This window comes from Candidatus Hydrogenedentota bacterium, from assembly GCA_013359265.1.
Classification (GTDB): domain Bacteria; phylum Hydrogenedentota; class Hydrogenedentia; order Hydrogenedentales; family SLHB01; genus JABWCD01.
Window position 1 is genome coordinate 45,635 of the sequence record JABWCD010000017.1, and the last position, 21,739, is coordinate 67,373.

The window sequence follows — 21,739 nt, forward strand, 5'->3', positions numbered from 1 at the left end:
ATCAACCGGCCGCCGAAATACCCAAAGTCCGGTGGCTTCCTGAAATGGGCGATTTGCAAACCCTGACCCGTCTGGTATAATCCTGCGCTTTTGTGGGTGTCGGACATGGAGTTTCCCCAATAATGGCTGTCAAATACGTTTGCCCCAAGTGCAACCGCAGGTTCACTCAATGGGGCGCGGAGAAATACGGGTTCAAATGCCCGGACGACCAGTGGCGCCCGAAGGATCATCCCGACGACGTCGAACTTGTTCGCCTTGGGCCTTCCGAGGATCGGCCTGCACGCCGACCCGCGCTGAAGAAAGGCGCGCGCAAACTGGCCGTCAGCCTCCCCGCGGGCTACGGAGACGAAGCCGTGTCTGACGTCGGCGATCTCGAAACCGCCGCCGAGTTCGACAGCACCGATACCGGCTTCGAGGACACCGAGTCCGACGAAGACGAAGGTACCGACGAGGAAGTCGTCGCCGAAACCGTGCTGGAAGTCGAGAGCGAGGAAGTCGCCGCCGACGCCGAGTTGGGCGAGGCCATCGACGTCGAAGGCGGGGAAGGCGACGAAGAAATCGTGGCCGACGAAGAAACTGTCGAAGAAGAGTGGCAGGAATAAACCTCCGCGCCAAAAGTACGTATCGCCAAGTGCTCCCGGGCATTCCCGGGAGCACTTTTATTTTGTACGGAAACCGGCGACGTTTCGATCGAGTCCCCGGTAGCGTGTTGCAGTTATGTTAGTGACGCCATCCAATTTGCCTGCTGGCACTCCACACCAACCTGACCGTCTCCTTCGGGCATCCTGCGCGGCACTGGTGGCCGCGACCCTTGTGTGCGTTTGCGTGATGCTCATTCGCGGCGCTGGCCTTCGGTTTGTAAGCGGGTCATGGACGGCATTGGCAGTCGATGCCGCACACGGAACGTTGTACAGGTCCATCATGGGACCATTGGGTTACGGCGGCACACGTTACATGCCCCTTCACTTCGCGCTGCACGGCGTACTGATTAATACCATGAATGACCCGGTTATTGCCGGCTCGATTCTCACGGGTACTTCCGCCGCCGGTCTGCTCACCGGCGTGTTCGCGTTGTTGCGGGCGTTGGGCGTTTCGCGCAACTGGGCGGTTTGCGGTGCTGTGCTCAGCCTCGCGTCCATCGCAAGCCAACTCGCAATCACTACAATCCGCGGCGATCTTCTACCGGCTGCGCTCAACGCGTGGGGTCTCGCATTGTTGGCGCGCCAACGCGGCCGGGATTCAATCCACGTGGGGGTACCGGTTCTTCTTTTTGTGCTCGCGTTCTCGGCCAAGATTACGACGTTGTTCGGTCTTGCCGCGAGCATTTCGACGCTGATCCTTGCGCGTCACGTGAAGTGCGCGGTTCGTATGGGGCTTGCGGCCGCCGCGGGCATGCTTGTGTGCGTCGCCGCAATATTTTGGGCCAGCGATGGGCGCGTAGTTGAATCCATGCGCGTTTGCGGCTCCGGCGGCGCGGGTATGGCCGATATTCTCAAAGCGCCGCTGAAGTTCGGTTTGTTTGCCTGCACTGATCTCGGGTTTCTGCCATTCTTTCTTGCGGCTTCGCTGGGTGTGGCCACGGTTCGGCGAGCGTCGTTCCGAGAGCTGCCGGCGCAATATTTTCTATGGACATTGGCGGCGACGGTACTCATATTCGGATCGCCCGGAATCGATTTCAACCACCTACTCGACCTTCACGTCGCGGGCGTTGTGCTGCTTGTTGTGCTCGCAAATCAGGCATCACTTGCGCCAATTGCACGGCGACTGCTTTCCATCTCGGGATTTGTCTCCAGCGCCGCGATCCTCATCGTGTGTGGGATTGCGCTCTACGCGTTCCCGGAACCGCTCCAACGGGACCGCATCAACGCGTTCAACGCCGCAAAAGGTACGTCAGGCCCGGTGCTGTCGGAAGACCCGTGGGTTCCGGTGATCGGCGGCGACACGCCCTATGTGCTGGACGCGTTCAATCTGCGGCTGGCCAGCGCCAACGACCCACGCGTGCGCGACGACCTATGGTCGAGAATCGAAGCGCAGTTCTTCAGTGGCGTGGTGCTGACGCCGATCGAAAACAGGGAAACCGGCGAATTCGAGCTGGACGGCGCATGGCTCGGCGTGACGCATTACGGCGGCTTGCACTTTCCCCCGGGTTTTGTGGAGAAAGTCTTCCAGCACTACGAACCAGTGGCACGCTTTCATTCATACCTGGTGCTCAAGCCGAAGGCCGGAGACGGGCCGCGTCAATCGTCGTCGTCGCCCAAGTAGGCTTCCTTGACGCGCGGGTCCTTCAGCAGCAGCTCCGCCTTTTCCTCGAGTACGATCGTTCCCGTTTCGATGACATACCCGCGATGCGCCGTCTTCAGTGCAAGGTGTGCGTTCTGCTCCACGAGAAGTATTGTCATGCCTTCTTTGTTCAACTCGCGTATGGTCGCGAAGATTTTTGCGGTAAGTATCGGCGCGACGCCCATGGACGGCTCGTCCATCAACAGCATTTTCGGACGACTCATCAGCGCGCGGCCAATGGCGAGCATCTGCTGTTCGCCGCCGGACAGTGTCCCGCCGAGTTGCCGCCTGCGTTCGCCCAGAATTGGGAACAGGTTATAGACCTTTTCAATATCGAGTTTGATCGCCTGCTGGTCGCGGCGCAGGTACGCTCCCAGTTCGAGGTTTTCGAGCACCGTAAGCCGCGGGAAAATCTTGCGGCCTTCGGGTACCTGCGCGAGGCCCTCCTCGACTATCGTGTGCGGCTTGTAGCCCGTGATGTCCGCGCCGTCGAAGTGCACCGCGCCGCTGCGCGCGCGCAACAACCCGGACACGCACATGAGGGTCGACGACTTGCCCGCGCCGTTCGCGCCGATGAGCGTGACAATCTCTCCGCTGTGCACTTCGAGCGACACGCCCTTGAGGGCTTCGATCGGCCCGTAGCCGGCAACGACGTTCTGGATGCAAAGCAATGGCGCGGCCATCAGGCGTCTTCCGTGCCGAGGTAGGCCTTGCGTACTTTCGGATTGGCTTGGACTTCGTCCGGCGTGCCTTCCGCGATCTTGTTGCCGTAATCGAGAACGGCGATGCGATCGGATACCTCCATGACAAGGTCCATATGGTGTTCGATGAGCATCACGGAAACGCCGCGCTCGCGAATTTTGCGGATCAAGACCATCAAGTCGTCGGACTCGCTCGGGTTCATTCCCGCCGCGGGCTCGTCCAGCAATAAAAGTTTTGGCTCACTCGCAAGCGCGCGCGCGATTTCCAGCCGGCGCTGGTGTCCATACGACAAAGAAGCCGCCGGCGCGCTGGCGTCGTCGTCCAATTCCACAAACTTGAGCAATTCCATCGCTTTCGCTTCGGCGCCGCGGTACTCGCGAAAGAACAACGGCAGCCGCAGCGCCGCGTGCCAGAACCGGGAACGGAATTTGGTATCCATTCCGACGAGAACGTTTTCCAGCACGGACATTTGATGAAAGAGCCGCGGGTTTTGAAATGTGCGCGCAATGCCCCCGCAGGCTATGACGTCCGGCGTGCAGCGTGCGCGGCGCCACACCGCGACGGCCCCGGCGAATCCAACGAGCCCGCCGGCGAGGGCCGGCAGCATGCTCGACGTCCAAGGCAGTTCGCGGAAAAACGCGACAGCATCCCCGATGGATTTGCCCCACGGGAACGCCTCCTGAAACACGTAGTTCGCCGTGACGGTGGCGTCCCACAGTCCGCGAATATTGAGCGCAATCACAAACCCGGCGGCCGTGGCAAGCGTGATAAACGCGATGCCCAACACGGTGCGCAGGGACACCGGCCGCGCGCCGGACCGGCCATCGATGCGCACGCAGCCGCAGGTGGGCTCGTAAACGCCGGTAATGACATTGAAAACGGTCGTCTTGCCCGCTCCGTTGGGACCAATCACGGAGAAGATTTGGCCGCGTTCGACCTGAAGGTCCACCTCGTTGACCGCCGTCAAGCCGCCGAACCGGATGGTGACATTGTCCACGCTCAGCAGGCTCACGGCACACGGACCTTTCCCTGTTTCGATCGCCGCTCGTCCGCGGCTTCGTGGAGTTCGGCCTTGAGTTGTCGCGACGGCAGGAGGCCTTCCGGCTTGAAACGCATCGCGAGAATAAGCGCAAGACCGAAAATCATGTACTTCCAATTGCCCGGGACCGTCAGTACGTTTTGCGTGTTCATCCAGCCCTTTTGTTGCAGGAGCGTCGTCAGCTTTACGAGCAGAATGGAGTTGAATCCGATCATGACAAACGCGCCGAGCAACACGCCGCCGATGTTTCCCATACCGCCGATGATGACGATGCAAAGCGCGATAATCGAAATCTGAAAATCGTAATTCCCCGGCTCGCCGGTCGAGCCGAGATATGCCGCCCACAGCCCGCCGGACATGCTGGCCAGCGCAGCGCCCATCGCAAATGCCAGCAACTTAACTTTGACCGGATTGATGCCCATGCACGTCGCGGCGATTTCGTCTTCGCGGATCGAAATCCACGAACGCCCCACCCGGGAATGTTCGAGGTTTCGACTGAACACGACAACGATGCCAACCAGCGCGAGGAAGAAATAGTACGAGGGAAGAATCGTTTGCATACCGAGCGTGTGACCGAAAACCGCGGGCGCCGGAAGCGGATTGATTCCCTGTGTACCCTGCGTGATGTTGTCGAGGTTCTTCAGCGAATCCTGGACCATTTCGCCGAACCCAAGCGTAACGATGGCCAGGTAATCGCCACGCAGCCGAATCGTCGGCAGACCGAGCACCACGCCCGCCATCGCCCCGATGCCGATAGTTATCGCCAAAGCAGCCGTAAACCCCAATCGAAACGGATAAATCTCGCACGTGAGAATGGCATAACTGTATGCGCCGATCGCCATGAACGCCGCGATGCCAAGGTTGAGCAGGCCGGTGTAGCCTGTGACGATGTTCAATCCGAGGCCGAGAATCGCAAAGATAAAGATGGGCCGCATCAATCCGGCGATGCGGTACTCCTGCGGCACGAGCATATCGAGGAATGGAATGACGGCCGCGACCGCGAACAGCACCCAAACGGCGTTAACAACAAGGCCGCGGCGAATCCCCCCGAGCATGCCGCGCTACACCTTCTCGCGGACGTGCGCGCCCAGCAATCCGGAGGGCCGGAACGTGAGCACGACAATGAGGATCGTAAATACAACGACGTTGGTCCATTCCGTGGCAATGTATTGATCGCTGGCCGCGCGCACGACGCCGATCAGAATGCCGCCCAGCACGGCGCCCGGCAGACTGCCGATCCCCCCGAGCACGGCCGCGGTAAACGCGTCCATCCCGACGCGAAATCCCATCTGAAAGTAAATGGTCTGGTTGTACGAGGCATACACAACACTGGCGATTCCCGCGAGCGCGCCGCCGATGAGGAAGGTCGCGCCTATCACGCGGTCCACGTCGACGCCCATGAGGCGCGCGGCCATCTGATTCTGCGCGACGGCGCGCATCGCCTTGCCGAGGCGCGTAAACTTCACCAGCAGGCTTAGCGCGATCATCATCGGCAACGTCATGCCGAACACCAACACTTCGTTCCATGTGACGAAGATATTGCTGTCTTCGCCCAACAGATTGTCGGTCGATACGAGCGCGGGAAAATCCTTCGGGGCCGCCGCGGCAACACCGCCGCTGAACACGTCCATCGGCACACCGCCCCAGAACAAACCGATATTCACGAACACAAAGGACACGCCAATCGCGGAGACCAGCGGGGCAAGCCGTGGCGCCGACCGCAGCGGCCGGTACGCAAGCCGGTCCACGCTCCAATTCAATCCCGCGCAGAACAGCGGTACCGCAATGAACAGCGGCAAAACGGACCACGAGATCATCGCCGGTTCGGGAAGTTGATCGATGCCGAGCACACCGAGAATCGTCAGGGCAAGGAAGGTGCCCAGCATGAACAAATCGCCGTGGGCGAAGTTAATGAGTTCGATGATACCGTACACCATCGTGTATCCGAGGGCGATCAGGGCGATGATCATGCCATTGGACAGGCCGATGATCAGTTGTTGGATAATAACCTCGGTGTTCGTCATCGCTGCGCGGGGGCCTTCCTGCTTCGGATCCCGTTACTGCCCGAGGATTTTTACGAACTCGAACTTGCCGTTTTTGACCGTGTTGCCGCTGAGGGTCTTCGACGTGATATCGCCGTTCTCGTCAAACGACCATTTCCCCAGCAGCCCGTCGAAATCCTTGATCTTGCCGCACGCCTCCGAAATCGCCGCGCGGTCTTTCTTGCCCGCGATACGAATCGCTTCGAGCGCGGCGCGCGCGCTTTCGTAGCCGTACGCCGCGTACGCTTCCGGCTCGCTGTTGTATTTCTTCTTGTAGTTCGCGTAAAACTCCGCGCCTTTGCCGGTCAACTTGTCCGCGGGCAGGCCGCCAAACGTGATGAACGTGTTCCCTTCGAGATTGTTCGCGCCGGCGGATTGAATGAACGCATTCTCGAAGCAACCGTCCGGCACCATGAATTTCACATTGAGGCCCGACGCGCGAATGTCCTTCGCAAGTTGCCCGGCGTTAGACTGCGTTGTGCCGCCGAAGTAGACAAGGTCCGGTCGCTTCTGGCGAATCTTTGTAACCAGGGAGCGATAGTTCGATGCTTTGGAATCGACCCCCTCGAAGCCGACGACCTCCAGGCCAATCGGTTTGCTGGCCTTATCGAACATCATCGCGATGCCCTTGCCGTACAACTCGCGATCGTGCAGCACGAATGCCTTCTGGCAGCCCATGTCCTTTGCCCAATGCGCGGCCACCATACCCTGGATATCGTCCGCGGGTACGACGCGGAAGTACGTTACCTTACCGCTGGGACGATAGATCATCGGCTCGTTCGCTTCGCCCACACCCGGTTTCGTCAGGCCCGGCCAGGTATTCGCCGGACTCACCATGAGCAGATGGGCCGCGTTCAATTTCGGCATCGCAATCTTCGCGGCGCCGCTATTATACGTGCCGATGTAGACCATCACGTTCGGGTCCGCGATGGCCTTGTCGGCATTGGCCGCTTCGATGGCGGGATCCCATTGCCCGCGTTCGGGCGACGCGTCGTCCCACGGCTCGTATTGGATCGTGAAGTCACCGACCTTGCCGCCCGCCTCGTCGATAGCGAGTTTGATGCCGTTTACGATTGTCGTCGTCTGCGCGTTTGCGCTCCCGGTGTGCGGCAGGCTGGATACAATCTTGATGACGTTCGGCTGGGCGTCGGCCTGAGGCGCGGCCAGCAAACCGGCCGTGGCGGCCAGGCAAATCAGGAGTGCAGTGCCTCGCATGATAAAGGTCTCCCGGTCGAGTACGACCCATGGGTTTGCGTTACGTAAATCAGACGCGGATGGCCTTCGAGGTATTCAGCGTCGTTCGCTTAGATTCCCACGTTAAGGGCACGAATTTCAAGATGTTGCGACCGCTATTGGTGCTCCCCTCTGCGGAGGTTCGGCCGAATCTTCCACTCCGCGTCCTCGCCGAAACGTGTCTGGCCCTTGCCGTCCCTTCCGGCGTGCCCGGCGAAGCGGTCTCCGTAGAGCACGCGAACGGCGCCGAACTGCGCGAATATCGCGATGATCGATGCCACGATGCCGACACCGACCGCGCGTCCCACACTTGCCGACCAACGGCGAAGCGGCGATACATCGCATGTGTCCTCGTCGCGTGGAAGCGTCAGGACCATCGCCGTGCAGATCAGTCCATTTACAATGATGATCCACTCGGTCAACAACCGCTGCTCGTTGAACCCGTTCAGCGCGCGCTCGAAATTGCCAATGATCATCGTCCACATAAACACAAGATAGAACAATTGGCACTTGCCCAGCGACGGCCTCGGAATCAGCGCAATCGGGCGCACAAGGTGCCGCGCCAGCAGCAACACCACAACAGCCGCGATCAGCGCGTAGGTAAGGTTGAACCACGCCGCGGCGCTCAATTCGATGCTATCGAACAGCGGCGCCTTCATCGTCGCCTGCACGGGCTTAACGCCCTCGTTCGTCCAAACAACGACGTTCTTGACCAGATTGAGGTAGGTGAGCAGCACCAGGACAAAGCTCGCCGCGAACACCTGCGTCCATCGGCGCGTGGCGCGAGACACGTCACTGTCGGCCAAGCGCGGCGCGCGTGTTGCGAGCAGCCCCATGGCGAGCGCGATGCCAATGCCGTTCACGAACCCGTAGCTTTGCTCGAGAAAGCTGTGCCAGTTCGCGCCTTGCCAGTGCGCCCATGCCGCCTCGATATCAGCCGACGGGCTGGGGCTGAGCCGATCGGGATTCAATCGATACGGGTTGCCCGGCCATACCATGATTAGCTTCAGACACGCGATTCCCGGAAACGCGATGCCGCCCACAAACGCGCTCACAAGCGACGCGTACCCGACCGGCGCGAGGCCGTTGCGAAACACGTAGATCAGCATACCCGCCATTACGCCACAGATGCCCGCCCAATCGTCGCTGCGCGGCGGTGTCATTCGGAATCCGCCGTACTCCGCAAATGCATTGCTGAGAATCACCGGCATGATTAGAAACGAGATCAACCAACCCAGCGCCATGTGGAGATACAGCGACGACCCCGATCGAAACTTTCCGTAGACCTTGAAATACGCCGTTAACCCAAGAATCAGTCCGATGAGCGCACCGATCGCATTGGGGAAGTCCGAGAGAAACTGCGGCCAATTGGTCAACAGGTTGTCGGCTGAGAATTTCGTCGTGTCGCCTTGTGGATGAACGAGGTACGCCGCGAGATTCTCAGTCAAACCCGCTGCGCGCAGTGCCACGAATGCGAAATGGCCTGCGGTCGATCCAACGAGCGCAAACGGAAGCAACAGCACGACACGCTGCGGCTCGCGGCGGCGGTCCCACAGATCGAACGCGAGCATGGCAGCAACCGCGAGTAGCGCCTGCATCCAATCTGCATCGAACCAATAGAACGGACTTTCTTGCCGGTGCCCGGACTTGTCGAACGCGTTCGGGTCTTCTCCCCACACGTAGTGACGATACGCCATCACGGCGGGGACCTCGCCAAGTTTCAGCACGGCCCAAAAGGCAAAAACCCAAATGAGAGGGCGGAACAACTCGGTGAGTCGGTCACGATCCGCGACAGCGGGAAGCGCCGTGCCCGCGCCTCCCATGCCAGCCCACAGAAAGCCAATGACGAATAGTCCGAAGAACCCGTACAACTGAGACGGCGCGTGGCCGGAATGCGTGTACGAGATGACTTGCATGTACGAAATCGACGCGCCAAACGCCCAACCCAGCGCGCCGAACATGCCGAAGTACGCGACGCGCTCGCGCCAGTCCTCGCGGCCTGATAACAGGCACGCGGCGATTCCCGCCAACGCGCCCGGAATCATCGCGCCGTATTCGTGGCCAAAATTCCCGCGAATGCCCCACCCAATCGACAATGAAAGCGCAACAAGTAAAAACGATAATGGGCGAAGCCCAGGCGCGCGCACGGTTTTCGTCATCACCTCCCCCAACCCTCGACGCGCGCTTGCACCCAACCGAGCATTTGACGCGCGCGGGCGCTCGCCGTGTGGTGCCGCAATAAATGCTCACGACCTCGCGCCGCGATTCGTGCCGCCTCGTCGCCATGCGCCATCCAGTACGTCAGCCTGTCCTCCAATTCGGGCAAGTCATCAAAAAACACCGCGGATTCTCCATCAACAAAGTCCAACGGTACGTAAATTGGCAGGCGCTCTGCCAATAACATTGCGCCATGCGCGGGAATCTCCCAGTAGCGTACGGTGTCGAATCCAAATCCAAATATGTTCAGGCCAATACGCGCTCCGCGCAACGCGGCGGAATACTCGTCCTGCGAATAGCTCTTGTTCAGGTCCATGCCGAACAACGACTCGATCTGTTCGAGGTACAGTCGCCGCAGGCCAAACTGGCGGTGGCCCGCCCAGAAAAGCGGTTCGTTCCGTGGTGTTGCGTCGAGGCTGGGTATGCGCTCGTCCGCGTATGCAAAAGGCATCGGAACGGTATGCTCGCCATAATCCCAGCACGCCAGCATTTCGCGCTTGAAATACAGCCGCAATCCGCCGCCGACAAACTCGTTCATCTTGGCCCACTGGTCAAGCGGATCGTCCTGCGCATCAAATAGTACAACGGGAATGTTGCCCGCGGCGCTCACGATGGTTTTGGCCGCGGATGAGTCGATGCCTGCCTCGAGATCACCGTAAATGACCAGATCGAATTCGCCGCGACGCAGTTGCGTCACAACCTCATCAAGGAGCAGCGGCGTGCCCGCGCGATTGAACATGCATGGATAGTGCGCAAGTTCGGCCGGTTTCGCGCCGTGCAACGTCGGTTTGTACGGAAACTCGACCACGTTCGCGTCGCCGAGCACTTCGCACAGTCCGTAGTACTGGACATCAAGCCCATAGTGCGGGCGCGGATGCATCACAAAAAGTACGCGCGGCAGCTTCGCGGGTGCGCGCCACGCCGGAGGCGTGAACGTGCGGCGCGGCGGTTCCGTCACGCCCTCCAGGATTTCGACCTGCTGACTCTCCGCCACGGGCGCAACGTGAAACACCGAACGCAACAGGCGTTGACGCATCGACACATCGCCAATACGTCTCCAAAACTCTCCGTGACAGAGATACACCTCGCGCGCCGCTGGCGCCACCGCGACCGCGTTGTAAAACGTCGCCTGACTAAAGAAGAACCGCGCGAGCCGATCCTTCTCCCCCGCCGCCCGGTCCCACGCAAGCAGACACACCAACTTCTCCGCCGCGATGCGCGCCGCGATCTGAGGATCGGTTTGAAGTTCCGCGGGGATATGTACCAGAACGTCGAACGCCCAGTCGGCATGCCCAGACATCATCAGGTCGCGCGCGTGGAGCAGCGGGTTGTACGTCGAGCGCACCGCGAACGCGATATAGCCCTGGCCACCGTCCGCCGACCCAGCGGTTGACACGGTGTGGTGCCGGTAGAGCGCTAAGGCCTCCGTGCCCAGCCATTGCGCAATCGATTCCAGCGATTGCGCGCCAGCGCCGGGTAACAGTACGAACAGTGCGCAACCATTTGCGCCCAACGCCCGCGCCACGTCGCGAATGACCGTTCCACCATTTTCAGCCTCCTCAGGTTGTACGAACCGAACGACGCAGTCGAACGGCCCTGCGCCTTCGGTGTCGACAACGGTGTGTGCCCGGTCGGCGAGCGATGCCCTGAAGGTGTCCAAAGACGGACCACCGTAAAGCGTTGGCCCCGCAAACGCCGGTACGTATTGCGCCAGACTACCGACAAATTCAGGCGTCGCAGAAAGCACGGAACGCTCTCGCTTGGTCATGTGTGGCGCAAGTCACGCTGCGAATAGCCGGGAGGGCGTGCGGAACGGCAGCCCGGTGGGGTTCCTCTATACATTCGTGGCGGCTATCGACATCATGATGCTCTAACATCTTGACATCGCGCCTGGCGCAAGCCATACTGCTGGTATGAGAACTACCTTATCCATAGACGACGATATGCTAGCCGTAGCCAAGGCGCTCGCACAATCCAAGTCCATCTCGGTTGGCCGCGCGCTTTCCGACCTCGCACGACGCGGGCTTGGAGCTGCAACGCGAGTCGATGTCGAATGTGACGACTGTGACTTTCCGATGTTCAAGGTCTCGCCCGGCTCGCCGCCAATTACTCTGGAAGACGTGAAGAGGATTGAGGACGAGGTGTGAGTGTCGCGCTGCTCGATGTCAACGTGCTCCTCGCCTTGGCATGGCCGAGCCATGTTCACAATCGATATGCCCGCACATGGTTCAAGTCGCATCGTTCGGCGCAATGGGCGACATGCCCGCTCACGCAATGTGCATTCATCCGTATCTCGTCGAATCCCAAAATCCTTGCGGAAGCTTGCGATCCGGCGGACGCGATCGCACTACTCCGCAGGTTTACATCGCTCGACAACCATGTATTTTGGAGCGACGCTGTACCGCTAACAGCCCCGGCGGTACCCGCGGAATTATTGGTCGGCCATAGACAAGTAGTCGACGCATATCTGCTGGGTCTAGCCAGTCACTTTGGCGGCAAATTCGTGACATTCGATCGCGCGGTCTCCGCCCTCGTGCCAACCGACAGCCCGCATCAGCAGATACTGGAAGTACTGCTGCCAGGTTAAGGCGATTGCCTTCCGAGACCTTTGCTGTCATACATTCGAATCGCCTCGATCAGTACTTCGATCGTCGCGCGGATGCACTCCTCGTTCATGATCTCCCACGAATCGCGGCGATTGTGGTAGTAATGCGCGGGGTGAGGGTCCATGCCGCCCAACATGCCAACGCGAAAGCCCGCCTGCGTGAACGCCGCGCCATCGGAAGACCCAAGATGAATGGATCCGAACGGCAATTCGCGTCCCGTTGCAAGCGCCGCGCGTTTGAGCAGATCGCAGACCATTTGATCGTGCGCGACGGTGCCGTTCATGTCGCGGTTGTAGATCGTGAGATACGGCAAATCGCGAAACGTATCGAGCGCGATCACGATGGTCTCAACATCGTTGCATTCGGACTTGTGGCGTTCTGCCCAGACCTTCGCGCCGCGCAGGCCCGCTTCTTCCGAGCCGGTAATCACAGCCATCAACTCTGTCCGCTCGAGCCGGATGCCATGCTCGCGCATCGCCCGAAGTATGCCGACAGCTATGAACGTCCCGCTCAGGTTGTCGTTCGCGCCACCCGCGACGACGCTCAGATTGTTGAATAGAATACCGACGAAACCCGCGGGAGCAAGCAGTAAAATGATTATGCCGATGACATTCACCAACGTCGCGGACGCAACCGGCGCGGCGATGCTCGCGATCGTGGCAATCGCCGAGCCCGCCAACAGCACGACCATGCCCGCCAACGTGTACAGCACGATCAGTGGGAACCACCTTGGCGCCAGATAGTTGAACCGCCATTCGTATGCGGCGTCAGGATGTCCGTTGAGAATGATGCGCCGCTCTACGCCGCGCGACGGTGACTGGCGCCCCGCCACGTTGTAGCTCGGCTTCTTCGAAAAGAACGGATCGAGAAACAGCCGGTAGCGGAGCAGTTGATTGTACATGACCGTCACGGTGGCGATGCCCGTCAGCAGCGTAATCGCGGGGTGAATCCAGTAAAGCCCCACGCCGGCCAAGGTCAGCACACCGCCGACCGCCTGCATGCTGAAGAATGCTTTTTGTGCGACGTGAAACTCTTCAAACGCTATCGGGCCATCGCAGCACGCCTCGAGGTCCGCCTTCACCAGCTCTTGTGTCTTGCGTTCCGCTTCGCTTCCCGGCGGACGCGGTCCATAGGTTTCGATGACAAACCTCGCCCGCTGCAACACGTACTGGGCACATGCCCGGATTTGATCGTCGCGTAACATGGGTTCCCCGCGGCCTTGCGTTCGCCGTTCCGCGCTATCGTAGTCGATGCAAACGCCAACAATCTAAGCGCAGGCCGACCCGCCACGTTGCGTTCACGCGTCGAATTGGGTACTGTCGCGTGGGGGATTGTACGAATGCGCAGAATTTGCTGGCGCTGTCGCCGGGCCGCGCGTTGAGGCTTTCAATGAAGAAGGGGAATCCGAAGCTGCGAGTTAGTGGGGGCGTTGTCGTCCTGCTTGCCCACCTGTTTCCGTTTGCCGGAATCGCCGACGACGAATTCGACGCGCCACCAATCGAATACGGCAAAGCAGTTCCGAACAACGCCGTCTCGCGGCTCCAGGCCGCAATTGACAACGGGACAGCAGCGCTTGGCTACGAACCCGGGATTGGTTATGTAAAGTCCTTACTCGATGCGTTCTCGATTCCCGTTGAATCGCAAGTTCTGGTGTTTTCAAAGACAAGTCTTCAAATTCAATTCATCTCTCCGGCAAACCCACGGTCCATCTATTTCAACGACGACGTATACATCGGACGCGTGCCGGGCGGTGAAGTCGTCGAAATCTCCGCGACGGATCCGGACTTGGGCACGGTTTTCTACACGCTCGTGCAGGAGCGGAGTGAGCGGCCGCAATTCGTGCGCCAGCGCGATATGTGCCTGCAATGCCACGGCTCCGTCCTGACGGGCGGCGTACCCGGCCACATCGTTCGCTCCGTTTTCACCGCGGCCGACGGGTATCCAATCTTGAAGGCCGGATCCTTCGTGACCACCCAAGCCAGCCCGTGGGAGGAACGTTGGGGCGGGTGGTACGTGACGGGCCAGCATGGAAACATGCGCCACATGGGAAATGTCATCGCAACGGAAACAGAGCGCGACGCAACGGTCAACATGGAGGCGGGGGCTAACCGGCTAACACTCGACAATCGCACCGTCCTCGAAGAACAATTGGTCCCGCACAGCGATATTGTCGCGCTCTTGGTTCTGGAACACCAGACGCGGATGCACAACTTGCTCACGGAGGCCAACTTTCAGACGCGCATTGCCCTGGCCCGGCAGGCCGAAGTGGACAAGATACTAAACCGCGATCCCGCCGCACTTTCCGAAACCACGCAGCACATCATCAAGGGGATTGGTGACCGGCTGGTCGATTACATGGTGTTCGCAGGCGAAGCGCCCATGGCGTCCCCGGTCAGCGGCACGTCGGGGTTCGCCGATGTGTTCGCGCGACTGGGTCCGCGGGACGCCGAAGGACGGTCATTACGCGATTTCGACCTTCAGACGCGCCTGTTCAAGTTTCCTTTGAGCTACCTGATCTATTCGCAGCAGTTCGACGCGCTTCCGGACGCAATGAAAGATTACGTTTACGCGCGTCTGTGGGGCGTGCTGACCGGTGTCGTTTTCAGCAAGAATCACGTCCATCTCGGACCCGATACGCGCAAGGCGATCCGTGAAATCGTAGTCCAAACCAAGCCCGGCCTGCCGGGGTATTGGAAAGAGACTTAAACACTCGCCGGTCACACCTGTGCTACGCGGCCCATTCCCCAATGTGTCCAAGCAGCCAGCGACAGTTGACAACCTTCTCGACCAAATCGAGCGGAAGGTAAAAGTACTGGCACGACGGTTCGAAGCCGATGCGCGAATCTTCGCACGTCAGCGCGTACAACTCCCGCGCGAGCGCAAGTTCCGCTTCGAGGAGTTGCGTCAGTTGTGCGCGCCGCACTGTGCGTTCGTCATCGGACAATGGATTCGCCGTATCGGCCAGCGCATCGCGCGCTCTCACGAACCGCGTTTGGTTAGCGACCGATTGGAAATGGATCGCTGCCGCCCGTGCGTAACGGAGATCCGCCTGCGCGGTCCCGCGCATATTCTCGGGCGCGGCGTCAACCGCCTTCTGTAGCTCGTCAATCGCCGGCTGCCATCCCGCGGCCACCTTCTCGAATTGCGCCGCCAGCACCTCCGCGGGATACGGACCGCGCCAGCCGTTCACATCGTCGTACGGAATGCCCCACATCGTTGCGCTATACCCCGTCTTCGTCGGATACAGCGGATTTGCCGCGCCCCATTGTACCGGAGAGGTGTAGACGACGCTGATATGAAACGGATACTCGCGGTACGCCTCGCTGAACATCGTCCACGCTTTGCGCGCGTGCGGCGAGCCGGTCTCGCCAAAGCGTTCGCGCGCGAGTTCGTCGAGCACACTGTCGATGCCGGGGGTCGGCGTACGATTGAACCGCTCGGGAATCATCAGGTTTGGCGACGGATGCCCGCCCATTGTCCACCCGATAAACAACGCGTCAAGATTCGCTTTCGATTCCAGATTGCTGCAATGCTCCGCGACCAAATCAAGTACAGGTAGATACGGAATGCTCGCGATTTCGCAGGTATTGTTGAATTGAATCTCGGTGCCGGTCTTGAGTCCCAAACCATTCGCGACCTTCCAATGACTCAACGAGCGCGGGCCTGGCCCGACCGATGAAATCGAGTACTCCCCCACGCTGCTCGTGACGCCGCCGCGCTCGATGGGCAGGTGCCATTCACTGACCGACATGAGGTAAACGGATTTCGGCAGCTTCTCGATGATGTCCGGCGCATCGCCATGCCCGCGCCAGCCCCAATCCGACACCAGGACCTTGGCCTCGGGCGCGCTGCGATGCACGCCTTCTTCGATGACTGCGTTCACCTCCGCGATGATGTCGCCGTCACCGCGGTACTTGCAGCGCGCGCACGATCCCCAATCGCCGTGCGACGCGCAGTTCGTCAGGTTCTCGGACGCGGTAATCGTGTAGACTCCGCCAAGGCCGGGCACTTCGCGGAAAATGTGCGCAAGCGCATTGCCCATCCATTCGCGCACGGCGGACTGTGACGTACATAGCGCCGTCAATTCCGTTTCCTTCGCGCCGGCGATGTCCGGCCGCTTCTCAAAGAAACCGTGCGGCATGGCGCGTGGCTCGTTCAAATACAGGTAGACGTCGATACCGAATTGCTTCGCCCTAGCCACCATCGCGCGGAGATTTGCGAGACGCTTCTCATGGCCCACGCCAAACTCAGGAAACACATCGCCCCCGGGCGCGAGATCGCGCAACAATCCTTGCAGCCACACTCCGTTGATGCCGCTCGCCGAAAGCCGCTGCAACAGTCCGTCGGGATAGGGATTCAACTCGGGGTTCATCAATGGGTCGCCGTAGACCGCAACATACGAATACACGATGCGAATGTCGCCCGATACGGCAGACGCAGTACTACGAGACGCGTAATTCGGCATCGGCTCCGCAAGTTGCCTCACGAAATCGAACCTCGGTTCGCGCGGACGATTCAAATCCGCCCCGAAGTCCTTTTCAATAACGGCGCGGATTTCCGCCGCGCGCTGCTTCGCCGCGTCGTCAGGCGCGGCGTATCGCAACGGCTCGCACTGCGGTTTGACGCGGCCAAGCTTGACCCAGAGAAAATCCTCTTCGCGCAGCATGACGGAGAGCTCATCCGCTGTCATATCGAGAAGTTCGAGTAACTGTTCGTACGGCAAAAGGTGCCAATTGCGCCGGATAAGCGTCACGTAACCGCGCCGGCGCATCGACGGCTCAACCGTCGCATCGCGCGGCAACCCCATAGATTCGGCGATCGCGGCGACATCGTTCTCCGTCGCGCCCAACACGCCCGCCAACTTCGCCGGCGGCACGGCTGTCCAGTTTCGCCAGACGAACTCGTGAACGCAATCGGGAAAATGCGCGCTGGCGACGGCGGGCCGCGCGTCGCCCGTCGGCAATATTTCGTTTCCAGACGCCCAACATGGGGCAGCACTCGCGGCGACGAGAATTGTCATGGCGGCTGCAATGCGGTTAGTCATGGACGTTTGTACCCATTGCCTCGATAGCAGCCGCGTGCCTGCGCTTTCCTGCGATACGCGAGTAGAAGGCGCGCAATTCCTGTACCTCCTTGTCCATGTTTCCCGCAGGTATCATCATCGGACCAAACCCTCCGCATTTGCGCGCGTAGTCGAGATACGCCGGGGCGACGGGGACCCGTGCGCCACTCGCAATGTGATAGAAACCCATCTTCCACTCCGTCACCTTGCTGCGGGTCCCCTCCGGCGCAATGCCAATCACGATGCGCTCGCGATCCTCAATGTATCGAATGGCTTGAAGTACCGTGTTGTTCGCCTTGCCGCGGTCTACCGGAAGGCCGCCCAGCCAGCGGAGAAACCCGCCGACGGGCCAACGAAACAACGAGATTTTTCCCATCCACAGCAGCTTCACATCGAGCACCAATCCGAACAGGACTACCATCGGCAGGTCCCAATTGCTCGTGTGCGGCGCAAACGTCGCGACGTACTTGGGTTCGTCAGGCGGCAGCCCGTCCACACGCCACCCGAGCAATTGCAGCGTCGCATGCGCCATCACGCGCAGCACCGGCGTCAACACGGGGGTATCGAAAATCGTATAGTGCAATCGCTGCGCCTTCGGCAAGGCCTGTGGTGGTTCTTCGCCTGTTATGGCAATTCGCGAATGCGCAGATTCTTGAACTCGATCGGCGAACCTTCGGATTCCAACGCAAGATAGCCCGTGCTCGGCGTCGTGTTGGTGCCGCCCGAAACCTCTTCGCCGTTCACCCACAACCGCACTTCGCCGTTGATCGCCCGCACGTAATAGTGGTTCCATTCCCCGGCGCCTTTCGCCAGTTCCTTGCGCGGAAAACTGCGCGAACCATCCGGCGATAGCGGCGGAAACGGCGTCATCTTCGTATTGCCCACCGGGAACACGTCGCCATTGGTGGAAAACCAGTCGCCCTTCTTGCCGGTTTCTTTCTCGTATTTCTCTTTGTACCCGTGATCGAGTACCTGGACTTCCACGCCGTGCGGCAGCTTGTTCGGCGGCAGGTCCTTCAGCGATTCGTCCGTCACCCACACAAAAACGCCGGAGTTGCCCGCCGATTTCAGGTGACGCCATTGGACAACCAACTCAAAATTGGTGACTTTGTTTTTCGTTCGCATGACGCCCACCGGCGTGCCGGTACATTGAATCATGCCGTCCTTGAACGACCATGTGTCCGGCGCGCAGTTCACGTTTACAAAATCCGCCTCCGTTAGTGCGCGCCACCCCGGGCCATTGCCGTCAATACCGGCCTTGGGCAGATCGGCGATCGCTGCTTCCTCGGCGATGCCCGCCATACACAGCGAACACAAGATTCCCATCAGAATCGAACTTCGCCGCGCAAATTTCTCGGTGTGATTTCGCATGGTGGCAACTCCCGAATATGACATGTAGAACTTCCCGCTGCACCGGACCGGTGTGACCCATCGGATAGTGCGCGAATCATGCTCATATCAAGGGCCTGAATCAAGTATTCAGAGCAAGACTCTTGGCGAGAACTTGGCGATGGCCTCCTCCTGAGCGAGCAATTCCCCGAACCCGAAAAACTCGATTATGTGCCCTTCATTTGCTACGCTTCCGTGCTGCCCGCGCTGCTGGGCCGAAAACTGTAAACGAAATGGAGCGATTCATGGCAGATCAGGTAAAGGCCACGAACATCACGTGGCACCATGCAGACATCACGAAGGCCGACCGCGAGAAGCAAAATGGCCACAAAGCGGTCGTGATTTGGTTCACGGGACTGTCCGGTTCCGGCAAGTCCACCCTGGCTCACGCGGTCGAAAACGCCCTGCACGACGCGGGGTGCCGCACCTATGTCCTCGATGGCGACAATATACGGCATGGGTTGAACAAGAACCTCGGATTTTCGCCCGAAGACCGCGAAGAAAACATCCGCCGAATCGGCGAAGTCGCGGCCCTGTTCACGCAGGCGGGTGTTATCGCATTGACTGCGTTCATTTCGCCCTATCGCGCGGACCGCGACAAGGCGCGCAAAATCGCCGGAGACGGCAATTTTGTCGAGGTTTATGTGCAGTGCTCGCTGGAAACCTGCGAACAGCGCGATACAAAAGGCCTGTACAAGAAGGCACGCGCGGGCGAAATCAAGGAGTTTACCGGCATCAGCGCGCCGTACGAAGAGCCGGAGAATGCCGAGTTGGTCGTTGACACCGGCGCTGAAAGTCTTGACGAAAGCACGGAGAAAGTCCTCGCGTATCTACGCGGCAAGGGAATCGTCTCCTAGTCGATTTCGGGGGAGGGAACGCCGCGCGCCACGCCGCGTTCGCCCAGATTGTACCGTTTCCGGGGCTTTGTCAATCGCAAACATTGGAAATTGTCGATGCCCGACACTGGTCCCTTGAGTAACGAGCGATCTCATAACGCTGCGCGAAACTTGTTCCGCGCAGCGTTTTTTCTTGGTGTGCTCGCGGCGGGATCCGGTGTTGGCTATGCATTGTGGGAGCATATTCGGCTTCCGTTTCGCAATCCCTTAAACGTAATCGGCGACCTCGCCCGCCAAGGCTTCAACCCCGCCAACAACCAGGTTCGGTTCGCGGTATTTGTACTAATGCCGTCGGTGCTTCTGCTCGTTATCACCGCCGTGAGAGTTCGCGCGCTCAATCGCCTCCTCTTCAGTCGCGAATCCCCCCCCGATTCGAACGATGCTTCGACGATTCCGCGCGCACTGCGCATTGCGATCGTCGTAGTATTCGTGGTGTTCTCCGGTCTGGTCTCGCTCACTGTTCCCACCTACCACGCCTCCGGGACGTTCGACACATTTCACGAAGGCGAGAGCCTCGGGACCGCCGTGTCGCTCGAACACGGCAAGGCCCCCTACCGCGACGTCATTTTTCTCCACGGCCTGTTCCAGGACCCCTACCGGTCGTTGCTCGCGTTCAAACTGTTCGGCCGCTCGATCGGGAGTGTGCGCACGCTCGAGTCCGCGCTCAAAGTGATCGGGTGGGTGCTACTCGCCGCCGTCATATTCGTCGCCTTCGAAGGCGACTACCGGCTCGCCATTCCGGCGTTGTGCATATTGGCGCTCATGCAGCGCGAGTTTTCGACCTTCTTCTATCGGCATCTCATCGACAAAAGCTACGTCTGTTACCCGCGCCTTCTGCTCATCTTCCCGCCGCGGGACGTCTTACTCATGGCGAGTCTGCTCGCGTCGGCCGCGTTGTTTGAATCAAGCAAAGCCGCAATCCCAAAGTCCTTCGCGATCGGTCCGGCGGGCTTCATTTTGGCCTTCATCTCACTGGGCGCATTCGCATATTCTATCGAGCGTGGACTCTACCTGTCGGTTTCGTTCGTATTCGCAGTAAGTACCGTGTACTACTTGGTGAACTCCTCGCGTCACGTGCGAGTCGCGCTTGTAGCCGGGTGCGTGCTCGGCGCGGTTGCCGCGACCGCATTGCTCGGGACGCTCCTGCAAGGACAGTTCGGCGCATTCATCGACTTCGTGTTCCTGACAATGCCGCGTTACAAGGAACTGTCCGACGGCCACATCTACCCAATCGCATTCTCGCCGTACTTGCGCGTTACCATCGTATACGCGGCCATCGTGCTGTGGATGTGCAGCCGATTCATTGGGGAGGTATACAACGGCGGCGGAATCATGGCCGGCCTGCGCGCATTCGTGAAACAATACTTTATCGAGTGTCATCTGCTGGTCATTTCCCTGCTCTACGTTCGCAACGCAACCGGGCGCGCAGACTGGGAGCACGTGGCCTACAGTCTATTGCCGATCTCCATTCTCGCGCTTGTGATTCTAGGCAAGCACATCGCGCGGCCAATTCTCGCCGCGAATCGCAGTCGCGGCGTCGCTTACGCCGCGCTGGCCGCATTGGCGCTCGCGTGCCTCTGCATTGCCGACGATGCGCGCCGCTCGCGTCACCTGGAAGCGAACTTTCCGTATCGAATTGCCGACGCGCAGTTCGTCGATTCCGCCACGCGGGAGACCGTCGCATACCTCAAATCGAACCTCGGCCCCGGCGAGTCCGTATTCACGCTCACCTCGGAAGCCTCGTGGTACTACTTGTTGAATCAACCCGCACCGACACGCTTTCCGGTACTATGGTTTGCAACTCCGGACATCTTTCAAAGAGAAATTATTGAGGACCTCAAGGTGAATAACGTGAAGTACCTCATTTACCGCGGCAAGTACCCGCTTATCGACGATATTCCGCACGAAGAGCGCTACCCCATTTTGATGGATTTTGTTCGCACCCACTACCGGCCCCACACCGCCATTGAAGGTACCGAAATCTGGGTGAGGGCAGGGTAATTGGTTGACTAGAGGGCCACGAGTCAGGTGACAATTTCGTATCAATTCACCCTTCCACCACAATATGTTGCGTATGCCCGCCCTTTGTGCTACAATCGAGCAATAGGTAGGGGTGAGCACTATGCGCTTTGGTCGACTCAGCCAAAAGTCCCGGTCATGGAGCCGTCTGTCCCTTCGGATTCTCGACCGATCTACCAGCGAACACGAGGGACATACCAACGAAACCGAGCCGGGCTTCGACACCCCCCCTCCCCCGCCACTCCCGGTAACCG

At 59.7% G+C, this 21,739-nt stretch carries 17 protein-coding genes; 6 read left to right on the forward strand and 11 right to left on the reverse strand.

Translation table 11 applies throughout. The features are described 5' to 3' along the window. The first annotated feature begins 122 nt into the window (after nt 1–122). Both HUU46_15600 and HUU46_15605 read left to right on the forward strand, forming a co-directional pair. The gene (locus tag HUU46_15600) at nt 123–602 is read left to right on the forward strand and encodes a hypothetical protein (protein ID NUM55070.1); all 480 of its coding nucleotides are present in this window, start codon (nt 123–125) and stop codon (nt 600–602) included. 196 nt (nt 603–798) lie between these two features. Then, nucleotides 799–2,262 carry a hypothetical protein gene (locus HUU46_15605; protein ID NUM55071.1) on the forward strand — a complete coding sequence of 488 codons (1,464 nt, stop codon included), beginning with the start codon at nt 799–801 and terminating at the stop codon, nt 2,260–2,262. Here HUU46_15605 and HUU46_15610 read toward each other — a convergent pair. From HUU46_15610 to HUU46_15640, 7 genes are all read right to left on the reverse strand, one after another. Continuing rightward, on the reverse strand, nt 2,238–2,963 hold the full coding sequence (locus tag HUU46_15610) for an ABC transporter ATP-binding protein (protein ID NUM55072.1): 726 nt from the start codon (nt 2,961–2,963) through the stop codon (nt 2,238–2,240). The genes HUU46_15605 and HUU46_15610 overlap by 25 nt on opposite strands. Further along, the gene (locus tag HUU46_15615) at nt 2,963–3,994 is read right to left on the reverse strand and encodes an ABC transporter ATP-binding protein (GenBank protein ID NUM55073.1); all 1,032 of its coding nucleotides are present in this window, start codon (nt 3,992–3,994) and stop codon (nt 2,963–2,965) included. Before HUU46_15615 ends, HUU46_15610 begins: the two co-directional genes overlap by 1 nt. Then, on the reverse strand, nt 3,991–5,076 hold the full coding sequence (locus HUU46_15620; GenBank protein NUM55074.1) for a branched-chain amino acid ABC transporter permease: 1,086 nt from the start codon (nt 5,074–5,076) through the stop codon (nt 3,991–3,993). Before HUU46_15620 ends, HUU46_15615 begins: the two co-directional genes overlap by 4 nt. A gap of 6 nt (nt 5,077–5,082) precedes the next feature. After that, complete coding sequence (locus HUU46_15625; GenBank protein NUM55075.1) at nt 5,083–6,045, reverse strand: branched-chain amino acid ABC transporter permease; 963 nt, start codon at nt 6,043–6,045, stop codon at nt 5,083–5,085. 33 nt (nt 6,046–6,078) lie between these two features. Next, the gene (locus HUU46_15630; protein ID NUM55076.1) at nt 6,079–7,278 is read right to left on the reverse strand and encodes a branched-chain amino acid ABC transporter substrate-binding protein; all 1,200 of its coding nucleotides are present in this window, start codon (nt 7,276–7,278) and stop codon (nt 6,079–6,081) included. Nucleotides 7,279–7,412: 134 nt separating this feature from the next. Then, nucleotides 7,413–9,455 carry a hypothetical protein gene (locus HUU46_15635; protein NUM55077.1) on the reverse strand — a complete coding sequence of 681 codons (2,043 nt, stop codon included), beginning with the start codon at nt 9,453–9,455 and terminating at the stop codon, nt 7,413–7,415. Then, the gene (locus tag HUU46_15640) at nt 9,455–11,260 is read right to left on the reverse strand and encodes a glycosyltransferase family 1 protein (protein NUM55078.1); all 1,806 of its coding nucleotides are present in this window, start codon (nt 11,258–11,260) and stop codon (nt 9,455–9,457) included. The genes HUU46_15635 and HUU46_15640 overlap by 1 nt, the downstream gene beginning before the upstream one ends. Before the next feature lie 396 nt (nt 11,261–11,656). On the opposite strand from HUU46_15640, the gene HUU46_15645 reads away from it, so the two are divergent. Continuing rightward, nucleotides 11,657–12,100, forward strand: coding sequence for a VapC toxin family PIN domain ribonuclease (locus HUU46_15645; protein ID NUM55079.1), 444 nt, complete (start codon nt 11,657–11,659; stop codon nt 12,098–12,100). Here the strand turns inward: HUU46_15645 and HUU46_15650 are convergent. Further along, on the reverse strand, nt 12,097–13,323 hold the full coding sequence (locus tag HUU46_15650; protein ID NUM55080.1) for a M28 family peptidase: 1,227 nt from the start codon (nt 13,321–13,323) through the stop codon (nt 12,097–12,099). The genes HUU46_15645 and HUU46_15650 overlap by 4 nt on opposite strands. A 185-nt stretch (nt 13,324–13,508) precedes the next feature. On the opposite strand from HUU46_15650, the gene HUU46_15655 reads away from it, so the two are divergent. Then, nucleotides 13,509–14,825, forward strand: a complete 1,317-nt coding sequence (locus tag HUU46_15655; protein NUM55081.1) for a hypothetical protein — start codon at nt 13,509–13,511, stop codon at nt 14,823–14,825. A 22-nt stretch (nt 14,826–14,847) separates the two neighbouring features. On the opposite strand, the gene HUU46_15660 is transcribed toward HUU46_15655, so the two are convergent. From HUU46_15660 to HUU46_15670, 3 genes are read right to left on the reverse strand one after another with little or no spacing between them, the layout of a single operon-like run. Then, nucleotides 14,848–17,163, reverse strand: a complete 2,316-nt coding sequence (locus HUU46_15660) for a hypothetical protein (protein NUM55082.1) — start codon at nt 17,161–17,163, stop codon at nt 14,848–14,850. Beyond that, nucleotides 17,156–17,764, reverse strand: a complete 609-nt coding sequence (locus HUU46_15665) for a lysophospholipid acyltransferase family protein (protein ID NUM55083.1) — start codon at nt 17,762–17,764, stop codon at nt 17,156–17,158. The genes HUU46_15660 and HUU46_15665 overlap by 8 nt, the downstream gene beginning before the upstream one ends. 41 nt (nt 17,765–17,805) lie before the next feature. Beyond that, nucleotides 17,806–18,507, reverse strand: coding sequence for a DUF1080 domain-containing protein (locus HUU46_15670; protein ID NUM55084.1), 702 nt, complete (start codon nt 18,505–18,507; stop codon nt 17,806–17,808). A 308-nt stretch (nt 18,508–18,815) separates the two neighbouring features. On the opposite strand from HUU46_15670, the gene cysC reads away from it, so the two are divergent. Then, entirely contained in the window at nt 18,816–19,427 is a 612-nt protein-coding gene (gene cysC, locus HUU46_15675) for an adenylyl-sulfate kinase (GenBank protein NUM55085.1), read from the forward strand. A gap of 96 nt (nt 19,428–19,523) precedes the next feature. Then, nucleotides 19,524–21,467: a hypothetical protein gene (locus HUU46_15680; GenBank protein ID NUM55086.1), complete on the forward strand. Its 1,944-nt coding sequence runs from the start codon at nt 19,524–19,526 to the stop codon at nt 21,465–21,467. The last annotated feature ends 272 nt before the right edge of the window (nt 21,468–21,739 follow it).

Coding starts and splice junctions, on each gene's coding strand:
- HUU46_15600 (NUM55070.1), top strand. CDS start 123: ATGGCTGTCAAATACGTTTGCCCCAAGTGCAACCGCAGGTTCACTCAA.
- HUU46_15610 (NUM55072.1), bottom strand. CDS start 2,963: ATGGCCGCGCCATTGCTTTGCATCCAGAACGTCGTTGCCGGCTACGGG.
- HUU46_15620 (NUM55074.1), bottom strand. CDS start 5,076: ATGCTCGGGGGGATTCGCCGCGGCCTTGTTGTTAACGCCGTTTGGGTG.
- HUU46_15625 (NUM55075.1), bottom strand. CDS start 6,045: ATGACGAACACCGAGGTTATTATCCAACAACTGATCATCGGCCTGTCC.
- HUU46_15630 (NUM55076.1), bottom strand. CDS start 7,278: ATGCGAGGCACTGCACTCCTGATTTGCCTGGCCGCCACGGCCGGTTTG.
- HUU46_15635 (NUM55077.1), bottom strand. CDS start 9,455: ATGACGAAAACCGTGCGCGCGCCTGGGCTTCGCCCATTATCGTTTTTA.
- HUU46_15650 (NUM55080.1), bottom strand. CDS start 13,323: ATGTTACGCGACGATCAAATCCGGGCATGTGCCCAGTACGTGTTGCAG.
- HUU46_15655 (NUM55081.1), top strand. CDS start 13,509: ATGAAGAAGGGGAATCCGAAGCTGCGAGTTAGTGGGGGCGTTGTCGTC.
- HUU46_15660 (NUM55082.1), bottom strand. CDS start 17,163: ATGACTAACCGCATTGCAGCCGCCATGACAATTCTCGTCGCCGCGAGT.
- HUU46_15670 (NUM55084.1), bottom strand. CDS start 18,507: ATGGGAATCTTGTGTTCGCTGTGTATGGCGGGCATCGCCGAGGAAGCA.
- cysC (NUM55085.1), top strand. CDS start 18,816: ATGGCAGATCAGGTAAAGGCCACGAACATCACGTGGCACCATGCAGAC.
- HUU46_15680 (NUM55086.1), top strand. CDS start 19,524: ATGCCCGACACTGGTCCCTTGAGTAACGAGCGATCTCATAACGCTGCG.